At 51.6% G+C, this 26,764-nt stretch carries 17 protein-coding genes; 14 read left to right on the top strand and 3 right to left on the bottom strand.

The window, feature by feature from the left end; all coding sequences use genetic code 11:
* Position 1 precedes the first annotated feature (1 nt).
* The 3 genes from TX85_RS18140 to TX85_RS18130 are packed head-to-tail and all read left to right on the top strand — an operon-like array spanning position 2 to position 4,634.
* Positions 2-961: a carbohydrate ABC transporter permease gene (locus TX85_RS18140; RefSeq protein WP_081671800.1), complete on the top strand. Its 960-nt coding sequence runs from the start codon at positions 2-4 to the stop codon at positions 959-961.
* Positions 962-964: 3 nt separating this feature from the next.
* Positions 965-2,521, top strand: a complete 1,557-nt coding sequence (locus TX85_RS18135) for a glycoside hydrolase family 43 protein (RefSeq protein ID WP_044481121.1) — start codon at positions 965-967, stop codon at positions 2,519-2,521.
* 13 nt (positions 2,522-2,534) lie between these two features.
* A complete protein-coding gene (locus tag TX85_RS18130; RefSeq protein WP_044481120.1) occupies positions 2,535-4,634 on the top strand; it encodes an alpha-glucuronidase family glycosyl hydrolase in 2,100 nt (699 codons plus the stop codon).
* Between the two features lie 101 nt (positions 4,635-4,735).
* Here the strand turns inward: TX85_RS18130 and TX85_RS18125 are convergent, their stop codons facing one another.
* Positions 4,736-6,244 (bottom strand): extracellular solute-binding protein, encoded by a 1,509-nt coding sequence (locus TX85_RS18125; RefSeq protein WP_044481119.1) that lies wholly within the window; start codon positions 6,242-6,244, stop codon positions 4,736-4,738.
* A 163-nt stretch (positions 6,245-6,407) separates the two neighbouring features.
* On the bottom strand, positions 6,408-8,669 hold the full coding sequence (locus TX85_RS18120; RefSeq protein ID WP_044481117.1) for a helix-turn-helix domain-containing protein: 2,262 nt from the start codon (positions 8,667-8,669) through the stop codon (positions 6,408-6,410).
* A gap of 369 nt (positions 8,670-9,038) precedes the next feature.
* Between TX85_RS18120 and TX85_RS18115 the strand changes: the two genes are divergently transcribed.
* The 10 genes from TX85_RS18115 to TX85_RS18070 all read left to right on the top strand — a co-directional run bounded on the left by TX85_RS18115 (position 9,039) and on the right by TX85_RS18070 (position 23,826).
* Positions 9,039-9,968, top strand: coding sequence for an ABC transporter permease (locus TX85_RS18115; protein ID WP_044481115.1), 930 nt, complete (start codon positions 9,039-9,041; stop codon positions 9,966-9,968).
* Positions 9,969-9,995: 27 nt separating this feature from the next.
* Positions 9,996-10,871, top strand: coding sequence for a carbohydrate ABC transporter permease (locus tag TX85_RS18110; RefSeq protein ID WP_044481114.1), 876 nt, complete (start codon positions 9,996-9,998; stop codon positions 10,869-10,871).
* A 64-nt stretch (positions 10,872-10,935) separates the two neighbouring features.
* Entirely contained in the window at positions 10,936-12,300 is a 1,365-nt protein-coding gene (locus tag TX85_RS18105; protein WP_044481112.1) for an alpha-L-fucosidase, read from the top strand.
* 36 nt (positions 12,301-12,336) lie between these two features.
* On the top strand, positions 12,337-12,807 hold the full coding sequence (locus tag TX85_RS18100) for a RidA family protein (protein ID WP_044481111.1): 471 nt from the start codon (positions 12,337-12,339) through the stop codon (positions 12,805-12,807).
* Complete coding sequence (locus TX85_RS18095) at positions 12,804-14,009, top strand: M20 family metallopeptidase (protein ID WP_044481109.1); 1,206 nt, start codon at positions 12,804-12,806, stop codon at positions 14,007-14,009. The genes TX85_RS18100 and TX85_RS18095 overlap by 4 nt, the downstream gene beginning before the upstream one ends.
* A 74-nt stretch (positions 14,010-14,083) precedes the next feature.
* Positions 14,084-17,221 (top strand): beta-galactosidase, encoded by a 3,138-nt coding sequence (locus TX85_RS18090; protein ID WP_044481108.1) that lies wholly within the window; start codon positions 14,084-14,086, stop codon positions 17,219-17,221.
* A gap of 199 nt (positions 17,222-17,420) precedes the next feature.
* Positions 17,421-19,715: a glycoside hydrolase family 3 N-terminal domain-containing protein gene (locus tag TX85_RS18085; RefSeq protein WP_044481106.1), complete on the top strand. Its 2,295-nt coding sequence runs from the start codon at positions 17,421-17,423 to the stop codon at positions 19,713-19,715.
* A gap of 566 nt (positions 19,716-20,281) precedes the next feature.
* Positions 20,282-21,499 carry an MFS transporter gene (locus tag TX85_RS18080; RefSeq protein ID WP_044481104.1) on the top strand — a complete coding sequence of 406 codons (1,218 nt, stop codon included), beginning with the start codon at positions 20,282-20,284 and terminating at the stop codon, positions 21,497-21,499.
* An 81-nt stretch (positions 21,500-21,580) separates the two neighbouring features.
* Positions 21,581-22,075, top strand: a complete 495-nt coding sequence (locus tag TX85_RS18075) for a GNAT family N-acetyltransferase (protein ID WP_044481103.1) — start codon at positions 21,581-21,583, stop codon at positions 22,073-22,075.
* A gap of 77 nt (positions 22,076-22,152) precedes the next feature.
* Complete coding sequence (locus tag TX85_RS18070; protein WP_392391851.1) at positions 22,153-23,826, top strand: glutamine--tRNA ligase/YqeY domain fusion protein; 1,674 nt, start codon at positions 22,153-22,155, stop codon at positions 23,824-23,826.
* A 60-nt stretch (positions 23,827-23,886) separates the two neighbouring features.
* On the opposite strand, the gene TX85_RS18065 is transcribed toward TX85_RS18070, so the two are convergent.
* Positions 23,887-25,113, bottom strand: coding sequence for an MFS transporter (locus TX85_RS18065; RefSeq protein ID WP_044481100.1), 1,227 nt, complete (start codon positions 25,111-25,113; stop codon positions 23,887-23,889).
* 682 nt (positions 25,114-25,795) lie between these two features.
* Here TX85_RS18065 and TX85_RS18060 point away from each other — a divergent pair.
* A complete protein-coding gene (locus TX85_RS18060; RefSeq protein ID WP_044481099.1) occupies positions 25,796-26,488 on the top strand; it encodes a TorD/DmsD family molecular chaperone in 693 nt (230 codons plus the stop codon).
* Positions 26,489-26,764: the final 276 nt, after the last annotated feature.

Below are 26,764 nucleotides of genomic sequence, written 5' to 3'. Positions count from 1 at the left end.
TATGGCAAACCAAACCGTCAGCCCTGGGCCAGCATCCGCTGCCGCAGTGACTAGACCTGTCGGAAAGAGAAGTGTGGAGCCGATCCTGTTTAATACCTTCAACGCCCTATTCATGCTTTGTCTAGTTATAGTCACGTTATATCCGTTTCTGAATACGATCGTTGTGTCCTTCAATGCGGGGAACGATACGATCCGCGGCGGTATTTACCTCTGGCCGAGAGAATTTACTTGGCAGAACTACAAAGCGGTATTCGCCTCGGGATATATTTATGATGCATTCTGGGTCTCGGTGGCAAGAACCGTACTTTCAACCTTGCTGAACCTGGGACTCACCACGATGCTGGCTTATACACTGAGCCGCCGGGAATATGTGTTCCGCAAACCGATTACCCTGGTCTTTATTCTGACGATGTACTTTAATGCCGGTTTGATCCCGGGATACTTTCTGATGAAGGAACTGCACCTGATTAATACGTTTTGGGTATATGTCATTCCATCGATGATCAGCGCGTTTAATATGATTGTTATTCGCACTTATATCGGAACGATTCCGGAAAGCCTTGTTGAATCGGCAAAGATCGACGGGGCGGGGGATTTTAAAATCTTTGTGCGAATTATCTTCCCGCTTTGTAAGCCGGTATTGGCTACAATCGCCTTGTTCGTTGCCGTAGGCGCCTGGAACACATGGTTCGATGCATTCATCTACACCTCCTCGAGACAAGAACTGAGTACGATGCAATATGAGCTGATGAAGCTGATATCGTCCAGTATGAATGCCAACAACAACCCTGCGGTTGCTGCAGGGGCGGGAATAACGCAGGAGGCTGCTCAGTCCATGGTAACGCCGATCTCGATCCGGGCTGCGGTGACGGTCGTTGCGTCCGTGCCGATCCTGCTGGTATACCCATTCATGCAGAAATACTTCGTCGTCGGTCTTAACGTTGGCAGCGTAAAGGAGTAAAGCATGGAGAAAAATTCGATAAACTATTCAAACCCGGTTCTGCCGGGATTTTACCCCGATCCGAGCATCGCTCGGGCCGGGGATGACTTTTATATGATCTGTAGTTCGTTTGAGTATTTCCCGGCCGTGCCGATCTTTCATAGCCGGGATCTGGCGCATTGGAAGCAAATCGGCCATGTCCTGGACCGGGACAGCCAATTGGATCTTCGCAGCCGCCGCAGCTCGGACGGCATCTATGCGCCTACCCTGAGATACCATGAAGGCACATTCTATATGATTACGACCGATGTGCGCGGGATCGGCAATTTTTACGTAACGGCCTCGAATCCCGCCGGCCCCTGGTCAGACCCGATCATGGTGCCGTACGGCGGGATTGACCCGTCCCTGTTCTTCGACGATGACGGCAAGGTTTACGTGACCGCCCAGCAGGGTGCGGATTACGACTCCCATGCGATCCAGTACGAGATCGACATTGCTACGGGGAAAGCGCTGTCGGAGCCGGTAGTTATATGGAGGGGAGACGGAGGTCCTTGGACGGAAGGTCCCCACTTGTACAAAATAAAAGGCATGTACTACATGATGACGGCCTCGGGCGGTACCGCGAAGGACCATCGGGAAATCATTGGCAGGAGCGCGAATCCCTACGGGCCGTTCGAGCTGTATCCGTATCCGATTCTGACACATCGGGGGATAGAGCATCCGATTCAGTATTTGGGCCACGCGGATCTGGTCGTAGATTCAAACGGGGACTGGTGGGCTGCCTTTCTAGGTGTCCGGCTCGTCGATTCCGGATACAGCGTACTCGGCAGGGAGACGTTTCTCGCTCCCGTAACCTGGAATGATGAGGGATGGCCGATGATCGACAACAATGAAGGCACCGTAAATCTGGAAATGAGCGTGCCTCGGCTGCCGGGGGAACAGGAGGAGACGATGTCCGCTCGGGCGGCTGTTTTTGAAGGCAAGGATGATTTCGAGGGACCGGAGCTTCCGCAGGGCTGGACCTTTCTCCGCAACCCGGCGAAGGGCAGCTGGTCTTTGAAGGAGCGGAGAGGCTGGCTGACCTTGCACGGACAGTCCGCCGGGCTGAGTGATGTCGGCCAGGTTGCTTTTGCCGGGAGACGGCAGCAGCACGTGCAGTCGGAATGGAGCACGCTGCTTGAATACGGCAACATCGGTGACGGCGAAGAGGCCGGGCTTTGCGCCAGAAGAGATGAAGACGCCCATTATGAAATCTTCTTGAGGCAAGTGGGCGGCAAGAAGCTCGTTGGCGTCAGACTGACGGAGAGAGGCGTATCAAGAATAGTCGCAGAGGATCCGGTTGAGGCAGACCGGGTGTTCTTTAAAATCCGGGCGAGTGTTACCGATTATTCGCTGCTGTACTCTCTGGACGGGCAGGAGTGGGTTCTGCTCGGCGAGGGATCCACACGGGCGCTGTCGCCTGAAGACTTCGTGAACAAGATGTGCTTTACAGGTGTGGTGATCGGATTATACGCCAGCGGGAACGGCAAGCCTGCTTCCGGAGCGGCTCGGTTTGACTGGTTCGAGGTCCGAAATGGATAAAGGGGGCGGAGATATGAATTCATCGGAGCAAATTATTACCGGGCGAACGGAAAGCACATTGTATAAAGCATGGCTGCAGTACAGTGAACCCGATTCATCCGAACTTCGCAACCTGTACAAGGGGATACTGGAACGGGTCGTGGTTGAAGGGGGAGTATCGAGGATTCCCCCGGCCGCAGTTCGGGAGCTTGCGGCAGGCGCGGATACGATGCTGGGCGTAACTCCCGAGTTCATGGACCAAATTCCTACGAACGGCGAAGGACCTTATCTATGGATTTGTCTTCATTCAGAAGAGAATGGTTACGGCGCTGACCAGCGGAGATGGGAAACCAGGCGGGATGCCTATTCACTCAAATACGTGTTATCTGCGAAAGAAGAACGACTTGAGCTCATTGCGGCCTCGAAAGCAGGAGTCATCTACGGTATTTTCCACCTGCTTAGAGGAATCTCCCTCGGCTTCAAGCCGGCACAATGGGCGATAGAGGAGCATCCGGTCAATCAACTGCGAATGATCAATCAATGGGACAATGCGGACGGCTCGATTGAGCGGGGATATTCGGGAAGATCTATTTTTTATAAGGACGGGGAGATTTCCAAAGATTTGGATCGCGTTCGCGATTATGCGCGGCTCCTTGCCTCGGTGGGGATCAATGCGATCTCGATCAACAATGTGAACGTTCATGAGGTGGAAACCGGGTTTATTACCGAGGAAGGTCTCCCTGAAGTGACCCGGGTGGCGGAAGTATTCCGGGATTATGGAATCGCGTTGTTCCTCAGTATCAATTTCGCCGCCCCGATTGCTGTGGGAGGACTTGATACCGCGGATCCGCTTGATGCGGGTGTCCGGGAATGGTGGAAAGAGATGAGCGAGCGGATTTACCGGCACATCCCCGACTTCGGCGGCTTTGTTGTGAAGGCGGATTCGGAGCACCGCCCCGGTCCGTTCGCCTACGGGCGGGATCATGCCGACGGGGCCAATATGCTGGCGGATTCGCTTGAACCGTATGGCGGGCTCGTAGTCTGGCGCTGCTTCGTTTACAATTGCATGCAGGACTGGCGGGACAGATCCACGGACCGGGCACGGGCTGCTTATGACCATTTCAAGCCGCTGGACGGCAAATTCAAGGATAATGTGCTGCTGCAGATCAAGAACGGGCCGATGGATTTTCAGGTGCGGGAACCGGTATCGCCGCTTTTCGGAGCGATGAGAGCTACCAATCAGATCATCGAATTTCAGATTGCACAGGAATACACCGGGCAGCAAAGGCATTTATGCTATCTGGTTCCGCAATGGAAGCAGGTGCTGGATTTCGATACACATGCGGCCGAGGAAGGCAAGGGCCAAGTGAATCGGATCGTGTCAGGCTCGCTGTTCGGCATGAAATACAGCGGTGTGGCCGCAGTGTCCAATATCGGGGACGATGAATGCTGGACCGGCCACCCGTTGGCACAAGCGAATTTGTACGGCTACGGGCGTCTGATCTGGAATCCGGGCCTTTCCGCCGAGGGCATTGCGCGGGAGTGGGCGCAGCTTACGTTTGGAAGCGATCGGGATGTCAGCGACAAAGTGACGGACATGCTGATGGCTTCCTGGCCGATTTACGAGAGCTATACAGCGCCATTAGGGGTGGGCTGGATGGTTGTCCCGCATTATCATTACGGTCCCGACGTGGACGGCTATGAGTATTCCCGCTGGGGAACCTACCACTTCGCAGACCGTGACGGCATCGGCGTAGACCGAACGATGGCGACGGGCACCGGGTACGCCGGACAATACTTCAGCCCGAACCGTGAGATGTATGAGTCGTTGGAAGATTGCCCGGACGAGCTGCTTCTTTTCTTCCATCATGTTCCCTACGGGCATGTGCTGCATTCCGGCAAAACCGTAATCCAGCATATTTACGACACGCATTTCAGCGGGGCGGAATCGGCGGATGGTTTGTGGGAAAGCTGGGCCTCACTCCAAGGTCGCGTGGACGCCGTCCGTCATAAGGCCGCCGCAGACCGGTTCGCGGAGCAGGCCGAGCATGCCAAGCACTGGCGTGATGTTATCAACACATACTTCTACCGGAAGTCCGGGGTGCCGGATGAGCACGGAAGAACAATCTATTAATATGGAAGCCGTCTTCAAAGCCGGTGATGATGAGTAGAATAGGGGCTGCCCAGAAATCAGCTTTCGCTGATACCTCTGAACAGCCCCTCTGTCATGCCCGGCTATTGCTTACTGCGCCATTCCTGGAATTGCTTGTTATACTCTTCTACCACGTAATCCATCCCCGCTGCCTTCATATTTTGCAGAGCGGTAGGGAAGAAGGTTTCATAATCGACCACGCCATACATCAGCGGATAGATACTGGTTTTTAATTCGGCTATGCTGTTGGCATAAGCGCTTGCCACATTTGAGGGATCAAAATTGAAGCCGATGGTGACGCTGTTGATCGCATCCTCTGCAATGGTAGTACGGCGTTGCAAACGGCCATCTTCAATATTGCTTGGGTATCGGTTGAACTCTACATGCCCAAGCAGCCAGTTGGCCAGCTCATATACAGGTGCGCCATTGTCTGTTGTGGCCAGGATGTCTTTCTTATGATCTCCGGTGTTTTTCCAATGCACGCCCTCGATGCCGCTTTGAACCAGGTCAAAGTTTGCTTGATCACTGAACACCCAGTTCAAGAACTGAATACCTGCTTCCGGGTGAGGTGATGTAGCCGATACACCGTTGGAATTACGAAGTGCGTTCGCTCTGAATTTGATGCTGTCGTTCATATAGAAGGCGTCGTTGCGAGCTCCGGGGAACGTTTCCCGTACGGCGTCGTTAATGCCTACATCGCCCGGGCGGAACAGATAACGTCCTGCCAGCTCTTCCTGATTGATCACTTCGGCCGGAGCCGTCAATACATCTTTCATGATCAGGCCGCGCTTGTAGGCCTCATTCATAAACTGAATGTCCTTCTTGAATTCTTCGGTTTCCAGCCAAGGCTTAACATTGCCTTCCTGGTCGACATAAATCAGCGTATCGATTACGGTGAACGGATAAGTGTCATATGTTGTATGCAGGTGGTTAGCGGGCTCCGTCAGCACCTTGATGTATACATCTTTGTTATCCTGCGGCCAATTCTTCTGGAACACTTCAGCTACATTTAACAGCTCATCTGTTGTGGTCGGCGGCTGCAGGCCATATTCCTCCAGCATATCCACCCGGAATGTAATCATGCCTTCATTCATGGCCACGTCAATCCAGAAGTTGGGAACGGTTACAATTTTGCCGTCGGTCTTCACAGACTCCCAAGCCCAGTCGGGCAGCTTCTCCTTCAGCACTGGACCGTACTCATCCAGCAAGTCATTAATCGGAATGATGCCTCCATTTCCGGCCAGAACGTTAGGGCCTTTGGTATCATGCATGATGGCAATCAATTCGAACTCCTCACCTGTGGACATCATCAGGTTTGTTTTCTGGTCCCAGGCATCCCAAGCGATATAGGTCGGCTGGTAAACCAGGTTGAGCCCGTCCGCTTCCAGCTTCGCATTAATTGCATCTACGACCTCACTCAAGCCCTGGGGCTCATTGCCGGGAAGTAAATAACGAACCGGCAGTTTCTGAGCGGTTGTTCCGCTCTCCTCTCCCTCGCTGTTTCCTTGCGCGTTCTTATTCCCTCCCGAGCAACCTGCGAGAATCAACATGAGAATCAGAATTGGTGCAAGCCATCGTTTCCAGTGCTTCATTGTGTAGCATCCCCTTCCGTGTATGTGGTTTGAGTGTTGCTAGTGCCTAATATAAAGGAGGGGAAAGCGACGCGTATACTTCAATAATAAGGATTTCTTCTTTTTATAAACGGGAAAGCGATTTCAATTTGGGGATTGCCCAATTTTGAAGCCAGATATTTAGTTACTGAACCGCACCGGTGCTCACGTTTTCTTGTTGACGGAATTGAGCCGGAGACATTTTGTAATGCTTCTTGAACAAGGTGTAAAAGTAAGTCGTGTTATATACTCCAACCTGTTCGCTGACAAGCTGTACAGGCATATCGCTAGATACCAGCAGCTCCCTCGCTTTGGTCAGCCTGACCTCATTCAAATAGTCGTTAAAGGAAATCTGACAATGGGCTTTGAACAATTTGCCGACATAGCTTCGGGATAAGCTGACTTCACTGGCAACCATCTCTAAGGAAAGATCAGGGCGCATATAATGCTTTTCCACAAACATTCTGATATCCGTCACGATTTTCTTGTAGCGCGTGTTGCTGGCCTCTTCCATTTCGTCGCACAGGCGATGGGCCAATTCCTTTAGGGAATCACCGATTTCCTCCAGCGTCTCATAGACATCGATGTGGTGAATGAACTGAGAGAAGGAGGCCGATACAGTATGATCACGCAGTGTCTTTGCATGGAATTGCCGATACAAGCTTCCAACCAGTTGATTCATATAAAATAACGCCTCATGATACTCGCAATCCCTGATGCCAAGAAGCCACTGTTCGATCTCTCGATTCAGACGAAAACGCTGCTGCGATTTAATCGCCTCAATGATGCTGGTTTCAAATTTATGCGGATATTCCTTGCTCTCCGTGGATACATCCTCGTCCAGTCCATAAAAGTAGATTTGACCTGCCCCATGCAGGAAGCGCTGCTGCACACAGGTGCAGGCTTTCTCGAAGGAGGCGCACAGCTCATCATATTCGTGAGCCGAAGAGCCGATGCCGATGGTGACGGACACCCCCAGCTGCTCGTAAATCCGGCTTTGCAATTCCATAAATGCACTGCCCGGCTGCGTTGGATTAGGTCCATCTGAAGCCTTGATTACGCCTGCGATCATACCTTCCTCAGCGATAGCCATCCGGGCTTCATTGTCTCCTAGTATCTCTTCGGCCATTTTATAGATCGAGGCATAGACGAAGGATCTGGCTTCGGCATCCCGGTTATTGCGGAAGGTGCTGAGCTTGTCCACTAGAATGACCATCACCGAATACCGCTTTGCCGGGAACTGCTGCTTGAACCGCTCATATTGAAGCGGGTTTCCTCCCTTGAGCATCTGCACCAGCTCCGCTTGTTGTCCTCTGCTGGCTGCTGACTCCATGGCAGATAAACGTTCCTTTAATTGCGAATAGCTGTCATCCAGCAACGCAAATTCGTTAAGCCGCATATTGCCGATTTTCGTCTTGCCGGCGGGCAGCATCTTATCGAGCAAATGGCGAAGCGGATTGTAAGCATGATTTGTGAGCCACAGAGAGACGCCAAGGCTAAGAGCAAATATGAGGATGGCCAGACCTAATGCGGACCATTTGAGCAAATTCATATTAAACAATAAATTTTTATAATCGCTGACGCTGACGAACATCCAGTCCAAATCGGGTGACTTCACAAAAGTAACAAGCTGATGCTTGCCGTCCGTGAAATAACCGCTTTCCTGCTCCGTTTTCAGAATGTGCTGAATGTTGGCGTCTTCGGACATATCCGTCAGGAAGCGTTCTGACTCGGAATGCGTCAATACCTGGCCTTTCGCATTGACCACGAACAGTTCATCGGCGGCTCCATTCTTGTATCCGCCAATCAGGGATTGAATATACTCCGAATCAATATTGATCAGGATCGCCCCTTGCTCCGGCATCAGTGAATAATAGCTGGGAAGAAGAACGAACGTCAATACCTGCCGGTCTGTTGAGGAGCCGGGCACGGTCACTTTTCTAGGGAATAAGTTGAAATACGAGCTGTTTTTCTGCACGATTTGCCGTAGCAGCGGCCGTTCCTGATCATAAGAAATGCCCGTCGTATTCATATATGAATCCGTCAAGCCGTTATACAGTCCGATGGATTGTATATAAGGATAGGTCGATTGCATCCGCCGCAGGGTGAACATCGCATGGTAGCGTTTTAATTGATCATTATTGCTATCGAATAGAGCCGAGATCACCTGCTGGTCAGCCAACAGCGAGTTTCCGATATTATACACTTCATCTTTGATCACGCTCGATACCGCGCTGTTCTGCTTGAGCATGGATTCGGATATATTACCGACCTCCCGCGCGGTGCTCCAGGAAAACAAGGCAAATAATACTACGGTCACCAGGGCGATAATTCCTGCCGTCAACAGCACGAAGCTTAGAAACATGTTGCGGTATACAGAATAGCGTATCAGTCTTTGTCTAATCAACTGCCATCTCCCCCTTAATTCCGCTTTAAACATAACGCCGGCCAGAAGTAAGCGCTTTAATTATTGTTGTTTCTTATTTTAAGTCCTTATTGAAATAGTTCAATAGCTAGTCTAATCATCCAAAATTACCCATATAACGAAGCTTTGATAGAAAAAGCCTGATAAATCAAGGATTTTCGTCAATTTTCAACTCCTTCTTCGATTCAGGGCATTGCTCAAACTTGAAGCTGGCGCCCAATTTTGAAGTTGAATCTACCCCGTTCAAACCTGATATCATCCACTATTCAAAGTTTACCGGCGGTTATGCCCCTTTTACACTTGAGTCAGATCAGCAACTACAACCGAGGGAAAGGACGTGAATCATTTATTATGCACACTAAAAGAAATAGAGGCTTTCTTCATGAAATAAGGCAAAATGGCTCCGCTTACTTGCTTGTCATACCTGCTGCCATCTATACCCTTATTTTTGGCTACTTTACTCTGCCGTATATGTTAATCGCTTTCCAGAAGTTCAACTTCAAGACCGGGCTGTTTAACTCCAAGTGGATCGGGCTTGAGAACTTCGAGTTTTTCTTCCGGTCGCCCAGAGCCTGGGAGGTAACCTTCAACACGCTTAAGCTCAACTTTTTATTTATTGTGGTCGGTACGGTTGTTGCGATGGCGCTCGCCATTCTCTTTAATGAATTGCGCAGCAAGCTGTTTTCTCGAATTACACAATCTACAATTTTGTTTCCGCATTTTCTGTCTTGGGTGATCGTCAGCTACGTTATCTACAGCCTCTTTTCAACGGATTATGGCGTCATTAACAAAATTATTGGCTGGGTCGGTCTTGATCCTATCAACTGGTATTCGACTCCAAAATATTGGACCACGATTTTAGTAAGCGCTGCCGTCTGGAAGGATGTCGGCATGAATCTGGTAATTTATTTGGCGGCAATTGTCGGCATTGATGACACGTATTATGAGGCGGGCCGTATCGACGGGGCCAGTCGTTGGCAACTGATCTGGCGAATTACAATACCGCTAATGATGCCGACCATCATCATTCTCTCTTTGCTTGCGCTTGGCAAGATCATGTATGGCAGCTTCGATATGATATACGCGATTATCAAGGACAACGGAGTGCTCTACCCGGCGGTCGATGTTATTGACACTTATGTGTTCCGTTCCCTGCGCACCATCGGCAACCCTGCTCAAGCCATGGCTGTCGGTCTCTATCAATCCGTAGTCGGCTTTATCCTCGTATGGGGCAGCAACAAAATAGTACGCAAAATCAACCCGGATCATGCTTTATTCTAATCGACGAAAGGAGAGGGGCGTACCGATATGAAAAAGCCTAAATTGTTCGATCTCGCCAACTATACCTTTATTGCCTTGTTCTCCATCCTTTGTATCCTGCCGATGCTGCTGGTGCTGATGGTGTCCTTTACGGACGAAGCCAGCATCAAGCAATTCGGTTATCAGTTAATTCCGGACAAGCTGTCCTTCGACGCCTATAAGCTGCTGCTGTTTGGCAACACACCGCTCTACCGCAGCTATATGATCTCTATTTTCATTACCATAGTAGGCACAACCGCGGCAGTCCTGATGACAGGCATGGCGGGGTATACCCTTTCTGCCAAGCACGCCAAATACCGTAACCATCTGGCTATATTTTTCTTCATTACTATGGTCTTCAATACCGGTCTGGTGCCCTGGTATCTGATCAATCTGCAATTGGGACTGAAAAATACGATTTTCGCTCTCATTATACCCTCTTTGATTTTTAACCCGTTCAACCTTTTTCTGGTAAGAAATTACATGTCTCAAATCCCGGTGTCTCTTACCGAGGCAGCCAAAATAGATGGAGCAACCGATTTCTACATTGCGTTTCGTATATTCTTTCCGCTGTGCATGCCTGTATTGGCGACGATTACGCTATTCTATGGCATAGGCTACTGGAACAATTGGTTTAACGCCATCATGCTTGTAGACAATCAGCAATTGTATCCGCTTCAATATCTGCTGTTCAAGTTGAATTCCGAGATTAATATGATTCAGCAGATGCAGAGCAGCGGCGTACTGTCCGGCACTGGCACGATGCCGCAGGAATCAGTCAAAATGGCCACGGCTATTCTGACCATCGGCCCGGTCGTGCTGTTCTATCCTTTCTTGCAGCGCTACTTCATCAAAGGCCTTTTGATCGGTTCTGTTAAAGGATAATGATCCGGCAGATGTGTCTTCTCCAGACAATCAAATTTGCAAAGGAAGAAAGGATTGAGACAGAGTGAGAGAAGGTTTTGTTGTACCTGATAAGTGGAAATGGTTCACAGAAAGTCGCTACGGTTTGTTCATTCATTGGGGTCCTTATGCGCAATGGGGACGGGGCGAGCAGGTGTTGTTTCGCGAGCATTTGAATCACGAGGAGTACACGGAGCAGGCATGTGCTTGGAACCCCCAGCACTTTGATCCTGAGTTGTGGGCATATACCGCCAAGAAAGCGGGATTTAAATACGCCTGCCTCACCACTCGCCATCATGACGGGTTCTGTCTGTGGGATAGCGCCTTTACGGATTATAGCAGCGCCAAGCAGGCTGCAGGCCGCGACTTTGTGAAGGAATATACCGAGGCTTTCCGCAAGGCGGGATTACGCATCGGCTTGTATTATTCCTGGATCGATTGGCGTCTGCCTGCTTACTTTGACGGTCCGCAGAAGGACCCCGAGGGCTGGGAGAAAGTTAGAACGTATTTACACAACCAGGTTAAGGAACTACTCACCAACTATGGGCAAATCGACCATTTCTTTTTTGACGGGGTATGGCCGCGCAATGCGGATGACCTGCAAAGCGTAGAGCTGTTGGAGGAAATGCGTAAGCTTCAGCCCAATATTCTGATTAACAACCGACTCGGTTATTCCAATAAAATCGACGGCTTTCGGGCTGATGGGGGCATTGGTGCAGGCGATTCGGATACGCTTGGAGACTTCGGTACGCCTGAGCATGCTATCGCTTCGGAAGCGACCCGGCTGTGGGAATCCTGCCAAGTGACAACTTGGCGTTTGTGGAGTCACGTCATCGGCGAACGCTGGCGCAATACGGATGTCCTGCTTGATATGCTGTGTGAATGCGCAGAAAAAGGAGGAAAACACGGAGGCAATCTGCTGCTGAATGTGGGCCCGACCGCCGATGGACAGTTCCCTCCGGAATTTGTAGAGCGTGCGCTTGAAATCGGCCGCTGGCTGGACGTTCATGGTGAGGCCATTTATGGCACAGAGGGCGGTTCGCTGACGGAATTTATTACCCGTGGGCGCCAGACGATGAAGGACAACAAGCTGTACCTGATTATCCGCTTCTGGGATGGACGTCCTGAGCTTAGACTGGCGGATCTGACAAGCCGTGTGCTTGACGTGGAATTACTGACAACAGGGCAGTCGTTGCCGTTCGAGCAGGATGGCGACACCCTTATTATTAACGGATTGCCACGGGAAGCGCCAACGCGCTTGTTCCCGGTCATTCGTATCACCTGTGACGGCAAGCCAGCCACGAATGAATGGGGAGAGTATCGGCTGTGGGAAGGGGATCCGGAGCGCGTAGCAGCCTGGGCCCGGGAGCGCCGCGGCGCATCCGTATATGTCGATGGACGTGAGCGGTAGCATCAACCAATCCTTTATTTTGAGGAGGAAGCAGTTATGAGCATGGTAGAAGAGCGATTGGCGGCGGCAGGGATCGTATTGGGCGAGGTTCCGCCTGCTGTAGCTAACTATGTGCCAGCCAAGCAGACAGGCAATCTGGTATATACCTCCGGTAATGACTGCCGGATTAACGGCGTTTTGATGTATACGGGTAAGGTAGGCGCACAACTCACGGTACAGCAGGGTTATGAAGCGGCCCGTCAAGTGGCGATCAACCTGCTGACGGTGCTGAAGGCCGAGCTGGGAGATTTGGACCGCGTCAAGCAGGTAGTCAAAATGCTGGCGTTCGTCAACTCCGCTCCCGGTTTTATGGAGCAACCGTTCGTGATTAATGGAGCTTCAGACTTGCTGGTGGAAGCGTTTGGCGATGCTGGCAAGCATGCGCGTTCAGCATTATCAGCGAATGAGCTGCCCTTTGATACACCGGTTGAGATTGAATTAATTGTAGAAGTAGATGGGGAGAGATGAGCAGCCCGGGTAGAGGTTACGATGGGCGGATCGTACCTGATATTAACGGTAGTCGTGTAGCGGAAATTTTGCAGCAGTTAGTTCGTATTCCGAGTGTGAATCCGGCGTTTCCCGGCGGGACTGGAGAAGCTGAACTGGGGCGTTACGTAGAGGAATTCCTGTATCGCCTGAATTTACCTGCTGAACGTCAGGTCGTGGCCGGAGGGCGCTTCAATGTGCTGGGCACACTGCCCGGGCGCAGCCAACGCAAGCTGCTGCTGGAAGCCCATATGGATACGGTTCAGACCATCGGGATGACCATCCCGCCCTTTGATGGCAGGATAGAAGGCGGTAAATTGTACGGACGGGGCGCCTGCGATACCAAGGCTTCCCTGGCCGCCATGCTTGCCGCAATCGAAGCTCTGGCGCTGGCCGGCATCCGTCCGGAAGTCACGACTGAACTGGCCGCGGTTGTGGATGAGGAGACGACCTATATCGGGGTGTCCGCTCTCGCCGAGCGGATTAAGCCGAACGCTGCTGATTATATGGGTGCCGTGGTGGGCGAGCCGACGGGTCTCGCTGTCATTTCGGCGCATAAAGGGTGCTGCCGCTTTTACGTGGATGTCTACGGCGTGGCCTGTCATAGCTCTAATCCGGCGCAAGGGGTTAACGCGATCAATCAGATGAACAAGGTGCTGACATTTCTGAGTGAGCTGCATGAGTCGCGTTATCCGCAGCGCGCCCATCCCTTGACGGGGCCGCCGACGGTCTGTGTAACCGGCATCCAGGGTGGCATCGCACCTAATACGGTGCCTGCGGACTGCCGGATCACGGTCGATCGGCGTACAGTTCCCGGCGAAGAGCCGCTTGTGGTTTACGAGGAGATGAAGCGGCAACTGGAAGAGCTGGCAAGTACCGAAGGGGTGGCAGTGACCGTCAGTGAGCCGTTTGTGATCGATTATGCGATGGAGACGGATCGGAATGAGCCGATCGTGCGCTATTTATTGGCGGCGACGCAGACGTATGAGCCGCAAGCGAGCGTCCAGGGTGCAGCCTATTGCAGCGATGCCAGCAAGCTGGTCAGAGTAGCTGTGCCGTCCGTGGTGTTCGGCCCCGGCCATATTTCGGAAGCGCATACGCAGGACGAATGGATCGAGCTGTCTCAAGTAGAACAGGCGGCTTGCGCCCTTCGTGATTTGATACTCAGCGTGAAAGCGATATAAGTTGAGCTAAAGAATAGGCATAACAAGCAAGCGAGAAAAATGATTAAAGTTATAAACCGGAAGGCGGGTCCACATTGAACATATTGCTATTTTACGATCAATCCTTTCCTTTTGACGGCAAGAGGCCGGACACCTCATTTCTGACTGCTGCGTCCGCGTGGGCCGAGGTGGTTGATGCCGAAGGGCTGGTATCCAGACTGCAGGCGAAGAAGTGGGACACCCTTGTCTGGCTGCATGGTCCATATTTCCCCAAGGAGTCCTGGACGGCGGTACGCGCTCATCTCCAGTCCGGTGGCGGTCTGCTGCATACGGGCGGGGCTCCATTCCGCCGGCCAGCGGTACAGACGGACACAGGAGAGTGGTGCATAGAACGTGAGCAGGTAGGCTACCATCAAGTGCTGGATATTCACGATGCCTTGCCTGTTGATGTATCGCTCGTTCGAACCCAAAAAGCCGGAGCGGAGTTCCCCGTTCTAAGCGGTAAAGAAAGCTGGTTTGGTATCGAGCCTACCTGGGGACTCACTTTGCATCCGAGCAAAACAAGCGATATTCCCGCTGAGATGGGATCATGCGGACCGATGGACTCGGTGATTACGCCGTTGCTGATTGGTGCGGACGCCGCAGGGCGCGAGCGTGCCGCATCTGTTGTGCTTTTGGAGCAAAACAAAGGTATTTATGCCGGCGGACGCTGGGTGCTCGTGAATCAGGAGATTCCTATGATTGTTGGCTGCGCTGAAGGAGCGGACTTGCTGCAGGAACTGGCGTCATTTGCGGGTTACGGAGTAACGGAAATCTGGCTCAAGCCTAACTACGCTTGCTATGAGCCGGGCGAGCAACCTCTGCTTACCCTGCAATTGCAAGCTCTGTCCCGCACGGAGGCCGGAGCGGAGAACCGTTGGCGCTTTGAAGTGGAGGTGCGGAAGGAAGGGGCGGATGAGCCTGTTTGGACAGCCAGCCTGGAATTTGAAGCAGGGAGAGCCGTTCCTGATTTGCAGCCCGTTCGCCTTCCGGTAAAGCTGGCCGCCGAGCCGGGATTGTACCGGGTTACAGCTTCTGCCTTGTCTGCCAAGGGAGAGCGCCGGCTGCTTACCCAAGCCTTCTGGGGCATGGACCGGGAACTCCTGCAAAGCGGGGAGCCGCTAAAGGCGGGGCGGGATTACTTCGAGCGCGGCGGCAAGCCCGTACCGATTGTAGGCATGACCTATATGACTTCCGACGTTTCGCGTAAATTTCTGCAATTGCCAAATGTGGAGCGCTGGGAGCGGGATATGGGCGAAATGAGCCGGGCCGGCATCAACCTGATCCGGACAGGCATCTGGACGGGATACCGCCAGATTATGTTTGCAGACGGCCACGCTGTTGAGGATGCTCTGCGTGCAATCGATGCCTTTATTTTAACGGCCAAACGGTTTGAGCTTGAAGTGACGTTTACCTTCTTCTCCTTTGCTCCGGAAAGCTGGGAAGGCGTTAATCCATACCTGGACCCTCGTTCGGTTGAAGCACAGAAGCGTTTTATCGCAGCCATTGTGTCACGTCAACAGGGGACGACCAATGTGCACTGGGATCTGATCAACGAGCCGAGTCTGTTCGATCCGGCCCGTATCTTCGAAGGTCCGGTTACCGCACGTGACACGTATGAGCAGCAAGCCTGGTCAGACTGGCTGAGTCAACGTTACGGCGGCGATTTGGCGGCCTTACAGGAGCGCTGGAATATGACGCCGGAGCAATTGCCCGACTTTGCCTCTGCTCAAGCGCCGGACCCGGATGACAAGGTATTCCGCAGCGTGTTGCAGCCCAAAAAATGGGCCCGTTGGCTGGACTTCACACTATTTACAATGGACATGCACAACCGCTGGGCCTCCGAGCTGATCGGTACGTTACGGCGCATTAATCCAGAGCATCTGGCAACCGTCGGACAGGATGAAGGCATATGCTCACAGCGGCCTTCTCCGTCGTTCTACGCCCGGGAAGTTGACTATACGACGGTTCACTCCTGGTGGCAGAACGATCATCTGGCCTGGGATGGACTGTTCACTAAAACTCCGGGCAAGCCCAACCTTGTTCAGGAAACCGGCATTATGCATATACAGCATCCGGATGGACGCGCTAAACGGACGGAAGCCGAGCTGCGCAACATTCTTGAGCGTAAATATGCTTATGCCTTCTCAACCGGCGGAGCCGGTGCTGTTCAATGGATTTGGAATATCAATTACTACATGAATAATGCTAACGAATCCAACATAGGGGCTTTGCGCGCCGATGGAACGCAGAAGCCGGAAGCAGATGTTTCTTATGATTTTGGAAGCTTTATGAGCGAGATTGGACATTGGTTCCGTGGCCGGAAGCTGGAGGAGGTGGTTGTGGTCTATCCGTACTCCAATGACTTCTCCAATCAGCCGCTCGCTTATGGAGCAACGACCAAGGCAATCCGAACACTTGCCCATGTGATGAATGTGCATCCGCGGGGCATTGGGGAATATCATTTGCACGAATTGCGCGAGCACCCGGCTAGGCTGATCATCGTACCAAGTGCGCATAACTTTGACGATGGGGCTTTTGCTGAACTTGTCGCGCTTGCGGAGCAGGGTGCCATCGTCCTGTGGAACGGACCGATTCGTCTTGATGCGCACTGGGGAGCGACCTCGGATCGCTTGCGAGAGGAACTGGGTGAGTTGGACCAAGGCAATGTATTGCGGGAAGAGACGCTTGAACTGGAGGGAAGACAGTACCAGGTAGCCTTTGGAGAACGCAAGATTAATACGCTGGTCGTGGAGCGTCCAGCCAAGTATGATAGTAAGCCGGGAAGTGCATTGTCGCCAGTCGTGGTAAGCCTGGGCGCCGGCAAGCTGATCTGGAATCCGCTGCCGCTGGAGCTGAACGAGCGGGATGAGCCGATCATTGCCGCTTACCGGCACGCTTTGGCCGAGAGCGGTGTGGCAAGTGAACTGGAATGGTTCAAGGGGGGAGAACTGGCGGGGATTTATGGACGCAAGCTAACCTTTGAGCAAGCCGACCTTTATATTTTTGTCTCGGAGTTCGGAGCGGATGCCGAGATCGCGGTTCGAAATCCTCAGACACAGGCGGCTTACCGGTTTATCGTAGAGCGCGAACGGACCGTTATGTTCGCCGCAGACAAACAAGGGGAACTACTGGCTGTGTACCGGCCGGATCAGGTTCATATCGAGCGAGTTTATCTAGATAAGCTGAATTAAGGAAAAGGCATAACAAGCAAGCGAGAAAAATGATTCAGAAGAAGCGGAGCGTTCGCCTTTGTGAATGGATTTCTACCTTATAAGAACTTATTAAATAAAAGAAATCCGTGAGCAACAGTGATCGTAGGAACATTTTCTCGTCTGCTTCTTTGCATTAAACATAAGTTCGACTTATATAGACTAAAGGAGATGTTGACGAATGAGCTATCGCAACGCCTCGCTTCCTCCGAAGGAACGCGTGCAGGATTTGTTGTCAAAAATGACCAGGGCCGAGAAGATCGGACAACTCGTTCAGCCTTTTGGCTGGAAATGCTACCGTAAGCTGGAGGACGGAACCGTAGAGGTGACGGAGGCTTTCAAGGAGCAGTTAAAGGCAGGCGGCGTAGGCTCATTGTACGGAGCATTGCGGGCCGATCCCTGGACAGGCGTCACGCTGGAAACGGGGTTGTCACCGGAGCAAGGCGCAGAGGCCGTGAATACAATTCAGCGATATGCGATCGAGCAGACCCGGTTGGGCATTCCGATTCTGTTCGGCGAGGAATGCTCCCATGGGCATATGGCCATTGGCGCGACTGTATTCCCGGTTCCGCTAACGATCGGCAGTACATGGAATCCCGCCTTGTTCAAGGAGATGTGCCGAGCCGTTGCTGTTGAGACCCGGGCACAAGGCGGGGCCACCACCTATTCCCCGGTGCTCGATGTTGTGCGTGACCCGCGCTGGGGACGGACAGAGGAGAACTTTGGCGAGGACCCTGTGCTTGTGGCCGAAATGGGTGTGGCCGCTGTGGAAGGACTTCAGGGCGACGACCTTGCATCCGAGAGCAGTGTCATGGCCACTCTGAAGCACTACACGGCGTACGGCAGTTCCGAAGGCGGGCGTAACGGCGCGCCGGCCCATATTGGCTTGCGCGAGCTGCACGAGGTCGATCTGTACCCTTTCCGTAAGGCTGTGGAGGCGGGGGCCGGTTCTGTAATGCCTGCCTATAATGAAATTGACGGTGTCCCTTGTACATCCAACCGCTATTTGCTGCATGATGTGCTTCGCGAGCAATGGGGCTTTGATGGTTTTGTCATTACCGATTGCGGCGCCATCAACATGCTGGTCAATGGGCATAACACGGCGGCAACAGGAGAAGAAGCGGTTGCGGCTTCGCTCAAAGCCGGGGTGGAGATGGAAATGTCCGGTGAAATGCTGAACAAGTACGCAGATTCGGCTATAGAGCAAGGCTGGATGGATGAGGCGGACCTGGATCTGGCCGTCGGCCGCGTGCTGGAAATGAAATTCAGATTGGGCCTGTTTGAACGGCCTTATGTCGATGCCAAGCACGCCAAGGCCGTGATCGGGCAACCCGAGCACAGGCGACTGGCCCGCCGTGTGGCTACTGAAGGCATCGTGCTGCTGAAGAATGAGCGGGCTACGTTGCCTTTAACGCGCAAGATCAGCAAGCTGGCTGTGATCGGCCCGAATGCCCACGCCCCCTACCATCAATTGGGCGATTATACGTCGCCGCAGCGCAGAGAGCAGATTGTAACCGTGCTGGACGGACTGCGTGAGAAGCTTTCAGCGGAGCAGACGGAAATACTGTATGCGCCCGGATGCCGAGTGAGGGGCGAGGATCGCGATGGCTTCCCGCTGGCAATGGAGCAGGCGATCAAGGCGGATGCTATAGTCGTTGTAGTCGGAGGGTCAAGCGCACGCGATTTTGGAGAAGGGGCTATTGATCTGCGGACAGGAGCATCCAATGTAACGGATAATAGCTGGAACGATATGGAGTGCGGCGAGGGCATCGACCGTACGACCCTTCATTTGACGGGAGTGCAGCTGGAGCTGGTTCAGGAACTGCGCCGGCTTGGTAAACCGCTCATCGTGGTCTATATCAACGGGCGGCCGATTACAGAGCCTTGGATCGATGAACATGCCGATGCCATCCTGGAAGCATGGTATCCGGGTCAGGAAGGCGGACATGCCATTGCCGATATTTTGTTTGGGGATGTGAATCCTTCAGGCAAGCTGTCGGTCAGCATTCCAAAGGAAGTGGGCCAGCTTCCGGTCTACTACCACTCCCGGCGTACCCGGGGCAAGCGCTATTTAGAGACCGATCTCTCCCCGAGCTATCCATTTGGTTACGGCCTGAGTTACACCACCTTTGAATACCGGAACTTAAAGGTGGAGCCCGCTGTTATTGATACGGCAGGGGAGGCCGTGATAACAGTTCAGGTTACTAACACGGGAACAGTAGCAGGGGCGGAAATCGTACAATTATATGTATCCGATCTGGCTGCTTCCGTTACGCGTCCGGAAAAGGCGCTCAAGCGCTTCGAAAAGATTGAGATGGAGCCTGGTGAAACCCGGGAAGTTGCCTTCCTGATTAACCGTGAGCAGCTTGAGTTAATTGGGCTTGATTTGCAGCCGGTCGTTGAACCCGGAGCCTTCGATATTATAGTAGGTCCTAATAGCGTGGAAGGGTTAGTGGGACGTTTGACGGTCGAATGACCAGAATATACGGTGCTGCGGCAGTAGCCGCCGGCACCGTATTTATTTGCTTTATCAGACCAGGCTGTCGTAACTTCCCTTGTTCAGACTACGAGAAGAGTGAGCAGAATAAACAGAGGAATCAGAGGAATCAGCTTCACTAGTGTTCAGTTTAAAGCGGCAATAAATGTACTTGCGCAGTACTGCGCTTATGAGCGATACTAGGATAATCCGGGTTAAAATAGCTTTTGATTCGCTGTTATTAGCGAGCGACAGGTTAAGGGGCCGAATGGGCCTCTTTTTTAGAGATTTCATATATATAAGTTGAACTAGAAAAATACACACAAAGGGCATAAGTGTGAAGTGTGCTGTAGTGAAAGCTTTCTGCAAGAAAGCTGCTTCGGGAGCATAAGCTCGTTAGCGCTCGCCTTTGTGAACGGATTTCTACGCTATGATGGCTTAGTTTAGTCAAAGAAATCCGTGAACAACAGCGATCGTAAGCACACTTCACACGTTGCCTCCAGTGTACAATCTTTAGTTCAACTTATATAGTTTTGATAAGCTGCCGGATAGAGGGGGAACATACTTTGAAATGGCTGCAGTCATATCCGCGTGAAGTCAAAATATTTCTAGTCGCCAGTCTGATCAGCTCTATGGGCGGATCCTTGATGTGGCCGTTGGTCACGATGTATGTGTTCAAGATTCTGGGCCGAACGGTAACAGATGCCGGGCTGGTATTATTGGTTATGTCATTGGGCGGGATTGCCGGACAAGTACTGGGCGGATCACTGTATCATAAGCTGGGCGTCAAGAAGCTGATTGTCGGGGGAACTCTGCTGAATGCGGTATTTCTGGTATTGCTTCCGGCGGGAAGCAGCAATTGGCATTTGTTCATTGCCCTGATGGGGATGGTGGGCTTCTTTAATGCGATGCCTATGCCAGCAATTCAGGCCTTTATTGGCTTCCGGTTTGCCGAGAGACGCGCTGAGCTATTCAACGTTATTTATGTTGCCAATAATATCGGCGTGGCGCTTGGTACGGCGCTGAGCGGATTTTTGGCGCAGATTTCTTATCATATGAGCTTTATTTTGAACGGAACGACCTCAGCGGCATTTGCTGTTTTTTTCTGGATTTATTTGAACAGGGTTCAAAAAGACGAGGGGCCTTTGCACCTGCAGAAGCGTAAGCAGGCGCCAGAAGGGCTCGGAGCAAAGCTGTTGTTAAGCAATGTGTCGATCTATCTTTTTATCGGAATGGGCTCCTTCTTCCTGTGGTTTGGCAACTGTATCTGGAATAACGGGGTATCCCCTTATACGATTAGTCAAGGAATGCCGGAGTGGAATTACAGTATCTTATGGACGCTCAATGGACTGTTGATCTTCGTTGGTCAGCCATTCGTCCTGTGGATCAAGCGGACCTTTGCCGGTTCCTCGGAATCGCAGCTGACGGCCAGCGCAATTTTCTATTTTCTCGGCTATGTCACGATCCTGACCTTGCATAATTATCCGGGCATGGTGCTGGCGATGATCCTTACGACCTTTGGCGAAATGCTGATCTCTCCAGCAATACCCGCATTTATCTCGGATCGTTCCGGTAAGGCGGCACCGTTCTATTTGGGCGTAGTCGGCGGGATGGGCGTCGCGGGCAGGGTTGTCGGCCCTTACGCGATGGGTATGCTGTTCGACTGGAACGGTCTTATTCCGGTAGCATGGCTGGCGATGGGCACCGCTGTATTGTCGGTCTCCTTCTTCCTGGTGCATGCAAGAGTGAACCGTGAAGCGAGGCTGTCTCTTGGCAGTGATTAAAGATGACTTTTTGAACAACCTCTAAAAGCTTGACCGGTTCAGGTATAATCTGAAGTAAGACTATGGAAGGGGGGTGATGGAATGGCGAATTCAGTATGGGTTCGTCTGTCGCAGATGAAGGATGCATCAGAGTTGATGGAGCTGGACCATCTCGTGTGGCAAAGGAATAACACGCCATCCGTCGTCCAGTGGAATAACCGGGAGGAGTTCTTGCGGAAATGCCCCCCTGGAAGTCAGCTCGTTGCAGGTATGGATGACAAAATCTGCGGATATCTGGGATTTGACCACCCGACCCCGCTTGAGAGCAACAAGCATGTGCTTGAAATTAATATTGCCGTTCATCCAGGTTGTCAGCGGATGGGAATTGGCCAGAAGCTGATGGAGGCCGTGAAGGAGTTGGCTGCAGCAAGGGGAGTTCGCAAGCTGAGTCTCCGGGTGCTCTCCAGCAATCCGGATGCGGTAGCCTTTTACCGGAAATGCGGCTTTCAAGAGCAGGGCAGACTCGTTGAGGAATTTTATCTGGACGGGCAATATGTAGATGATATTCTCATGTGGAGTCCGGTTGAACAAAGCTAGAGATACCGTTATATTAAAAAGAAGAAAATGAACGTTCGTATAAACAGGGACTCCTTACAAGGAAAGGAAAGATCAACGTGGAGAACAATAGCTTCACTCCTCCTAACTTCATTAAAAATATAATTACCGAGGACTTAAAGAGCGGGAAGGTAAACAAGGTCGTTACCCGATTCCCTCCGGAGCCTAACGGCTATTTGCACATCGGTCATGCCAAAGCGATCTGGATTAACTTTTCGCTGGCAGACGAGTTCGGCGGGCGGACGCATCTGCGTTTTGATGACACGAATCCGGTCAAAGAAGATGTCGAATACGTTAAATCTATCCAAGAGGATGTTAAGTGGCTGGGCTTTGAATGGGAAGGGCTGTATTATGCCTCTGACTATTTCGAAGAAATGTATGAGCGTGCGCTGGTCCTGATCCGTAAGGGCAAGGCTTATGTAGACGACCTTAGCGCGGATCAAATCCGGGAAACCCGCGGTACGTTGACAGAGCCAGGACAGAACAGTCCCTTCCGCGACCGAAGTGTCGAGGAGAATCTGGAGCTGTTCAACCGGATGCGGGCCGGTGAATTCAAGGATGGGGAGAGAGTGCTTCGGGCGAAGATCGATATGGCCTCACCGAACATCAACCTCCGTGACCCCGTCATTTACCGTATCGTTCATGCAGCCCATCACAATACAGGCGACAAATGGTGCATCTACCCGATGTACGCGTATGCTCACCCGCTTGAGGACGCCATTGAAGGGGTAACCCACTCCCTCTGTTCGACAGAGTTCGAGGATCAACGCCCATTCTATGATTGGGTGATCGCGGAGACCGAGATGCCTTGCGAGCCGCACCAATATGAATTCGGCCGACTGAACCTGGAAGGAGCCGTTACCAGTAAGCGTAAGCTGAAGCAACTGGTTGACGAGGGCTTGGTAGACGGCTGGGACGACCCTCGCCTGCCAACCATTTCCGGTCTTCGCCGTCGCGGCTTTACGCCGGAAGCGATCAAGGCATTTATCTATGAGACGGGGATCTCCAAGGCATTCGGGCACATTGATATAAGAATGCTGGAGCATTTCATTCGGGAAGACTTAAAGCTGAAGGCGCCGCGTACAATGGCGGTGGTTGATCCGCTCAAGGTAGTAATCACAAATTACCCGGAGGGACAAACTGAGCTTCTGGAAGCTGAAAATAATAGTGAAAACGAAGAGATGGGCAGCCGCCAAATTCCATTCTCCCGTGAAATTTACATTGAGCGTGAAGACTTCATGGAGGATCCCCCAAGCAAATACTTCCGCCTGTTTCCGGGGAATGAGGTTCGCCTCAAGCACGCTTATTTCATCAAATGCAATGACGTAATCAAAGATGAAACCGGCAAGGTAATCGAGCTTCATTGTACCTATGATCCGGAGACCAAGAGCGGCAGCGGCTTTACTGGACGCAAGGTGAAGGGGACGATTCATTGGGTGGAAGCTTCCCAAGCGGTTCCGGCAGAGTTCCGGCTGTATGAACCTCTGATTCTCGACAATGAGCCGGAGGAAGAGGGCGAGGAAGAGAAGCCTTTCCTCGAGCGGGTTAACCCGAATTCGTTGACCGTGGTACAAGGCTATGTAGAACCCGGAATGAAGGACGCGGCACCGCAGGATAAATTCCAGTTCTTCCGCCATGGATACTTCAACGTCGATCCGAAGTATTCGAAGCCCGGGCATCCGGTCTTTAATTTGATCGTGTCGCTCAAAAGCTCATTTCAATTGCCTAAATAAGCGCTAAAAAACTCCAGGCTCGCCCGCAGGCGGTGCTTGGAGTTTTTTAGCGTCAGGGTCTTAAAGCTCATCAGGCGGGGTGTGCGCCATAGCCGGCGTGTACCCGTTCACTCTCAGGATCTGCCACATAAACGCGAAGCCAATCGTTCCGAGCAGGGTTATGATCACACCGAGCTTATACATAGCAACCGGGCCAAAGTTCTGGAAGAGCCAGCCGCCCAAGAGCCCCGCGATGACACCAGCCGCACCGCTAAGGGCAAAGGTATAAACCGCCTGGCCTGCAGAACGCAGCGGCTTCGGCAGGAATAGACCGGTCAATCTAGTTCCGACGTAGAAGAAGCCTCCAAAGGTAACGGCATGCAATACCTGAATGAATATGATTTGAACCGGATGGGTAGCTTCGCCCATAAGGTCCCAGCGAATAGCGAATAATAGACTGACTATCGTAAGACAGCCCATGAGATACGTAATTTTCGTTTTGACATAACGCCGCAGAAGAACAAAAACTACGACCTCGAAGAGAGTGGACAGGAAGATCGCTCCGCCGACCTCCAGCTTGGAGCCCCCCAGATCATTCATAAACAGCGGCATGAAAATTCCGTTGATTGCATTAGGAATCGATACCAAGACCCCAAAACCGACAAAGGCAAGAAAGTATTTATTCTGCAGGGTAAGCCGGATTTCCCGTCCCGTAATCCAGGGCGTATTCGTCGTCATTTGGGATCTGGGAAGCAGCAGAGCCGAGCCGACCGAGAGCAGGAGCATCAGGCTGAATAAGACCGAGGTGCCGTTCTGCCCGACCGCATCAATAATAGGGCCGGCTGTCAGCGCGATAAAGCTCCACCCCAGCGATCCCCATAATCGAAACGCTCCGTACCGGCGATCCGTATTTTCGATCATTCCCAGTGTCAGGCTGTTGGTCTGAGCAAGCAGCGGGCTCTGAAAGAAGAAGAGCAGCAGCATTGTAAAATAGAGCATCGAGAACGTGTTAGCCCTGAACACAAGATGACCGATAATCAGTAGCCCGATTAACATGGCAAGCAGGATGAGCCTGACATTGCGTAACCGGTCGCTGAAATATCTCCACAGCGGGTGGGCGAACAAGGAGACCAGTGGGCCGATCGCCATCAGGCTTCCGATTTCGAGCATGTTCATGCCGATTTCCTTTAGATATAGCTGGAAAAATGCGGCGAAAATAACTAGTGTGCCATACACAAAAAAATTCAACAGGCCTAAAGGCAAGTAAGAGTTGGATAAATAACGCGTATCATCTTGCAAATGCGCCATTCCTTTCTCTTCAGATCGAATTCACTGAACATCATCCTGGACGATAAGAAGAACTACGCTCTCACTGTATCACACCGATGAAAGGGGATACAAACCAAGTTCTTTTTGTTTTTCCATTATTTGAGGCAAGAAGGTGAATTGTGAACAAGCTCACACATAATTTTATCTAGTCTGTGACAAATTCTGTATTCTGTCAAAAACATCACATAAAGCGCTTTCAAAAAGAGTTATAATAAAGACAAGGATACGTGATTCCCCTTAATCATGTGTCGGTAGTTCTTAAGTGGATGATTTCCGACATATCTTGGAGGTCATCTTTTTTTTAGTAGGGAATAACTATTAGTGAAAGTTCAAAAAGTGAAAGGTTCAAAAAGTGGGGGCTGACTTCAAGATGCGATGTCGATTTTGCTCCATGTATTGCTTCGTGATCAAAAGATGACTTTTTGAACTGCCTATATATAAGTTGAACTAGAAAAATACACATAAAGGGCATAAGTGTGAAGTGTTCTGAAGAAGCGTTAGCGTTCGCCTTTGTGAGCGGATTTCTACTCTATGATGGCTTAGTTCAGTCAAAGAAATCCGTGAACAACAGCGATCGTAAGAATACTTCACACGTTGCCTCTAGTGTACAATCTTTAGTTCAACTTATATAGAACATATAACTTTCAGGGAGTTGACCTTTATGACAATGCTATCCAGGGAGTCTGTGAATGTTCCGGAAGAGCAAGCCCGCTGGATGGAGGTTAGAGGCTGGATATACCAATTGCTGGTTGATTTTTTGGGACGGCCTCCCCGCATGTCACAAATCGCTCAATGGCGGAGACGCCTTGAGCATAAACAGATTATTCCTGTATGTCAGGGCGGTAAGAGATTACAGGAGTATCTCGAGCGTATTCCGGAGGATTTCCTTCGTCAGGTATGCGCAGAAGAGACCGAGGAATTTAAACGGTTATTCGCAGGCCATGATGCCAAGGTGCAGACTTGCGAGAGCTTGTACCGTGCGAGAACTGAAGGGGTGAACGGCTTTTTCTGTCTGACGGAAGTCCGGGATATGTACATGGACCGGGGTGTCGTCTTCAATAAAATCTCCGGCGAACGAGATGACAGCATCGCGATGGAGCTGGAGTTTATGGCGGTCATGAGTGAAAAAATGCTGACCAAGATTCATCTGCAGGACAGCTTCAAACGGCAAATAAATGCGCAGATTAATTTCCTTGAGAACCATTTGCTGAAATGGGTGCCCGCCTTTTCGGCCGATCTTAGAGCTTCTACCTCGAGTCCTCTATACTTGGGGCTGGTAGAGCTGTTAAATGAGTTCCTGGCGATGGATTTGGAGCAATTGCATAGATGGCGGGAAAGAATGGCGGAGGGATAACAATCTAACCTCCAACTAAGTAAAGCACTTGAAGAGAAGGGTGTCCCAAAAGTGATCCTAAGATGAACTGAGGGGCACCCCCTTTCATTTCGTCCAACAAAAAGAAACCGCTCTCTGGGAAAATGGAGGTACCACCCAACCCTAAACCCAAAGGAGACGGTTTCTTTGTACATTCGATATAGCAAGGATCAACTCTGTTTCCCAATATAAGCAATGCGGAACATTTGATCTAAGGGAAGGAAGTCTTGGTTTAACGGACATTATGTCTCCTTACAG

The organism is Paenibacillus antibioticophila, assembly GCF_000455265.1.
GTDB lineage: Bacteria > Bacillota > Bacilli > Paenibacillales > Paenibacillaceae > Fontibacillus > Fontibacillus antibioticophila.
Note: the sequence above shows the minus strand (reverse complement) of the source record. Positions and strands in the feature narration are given on the sequence as shown.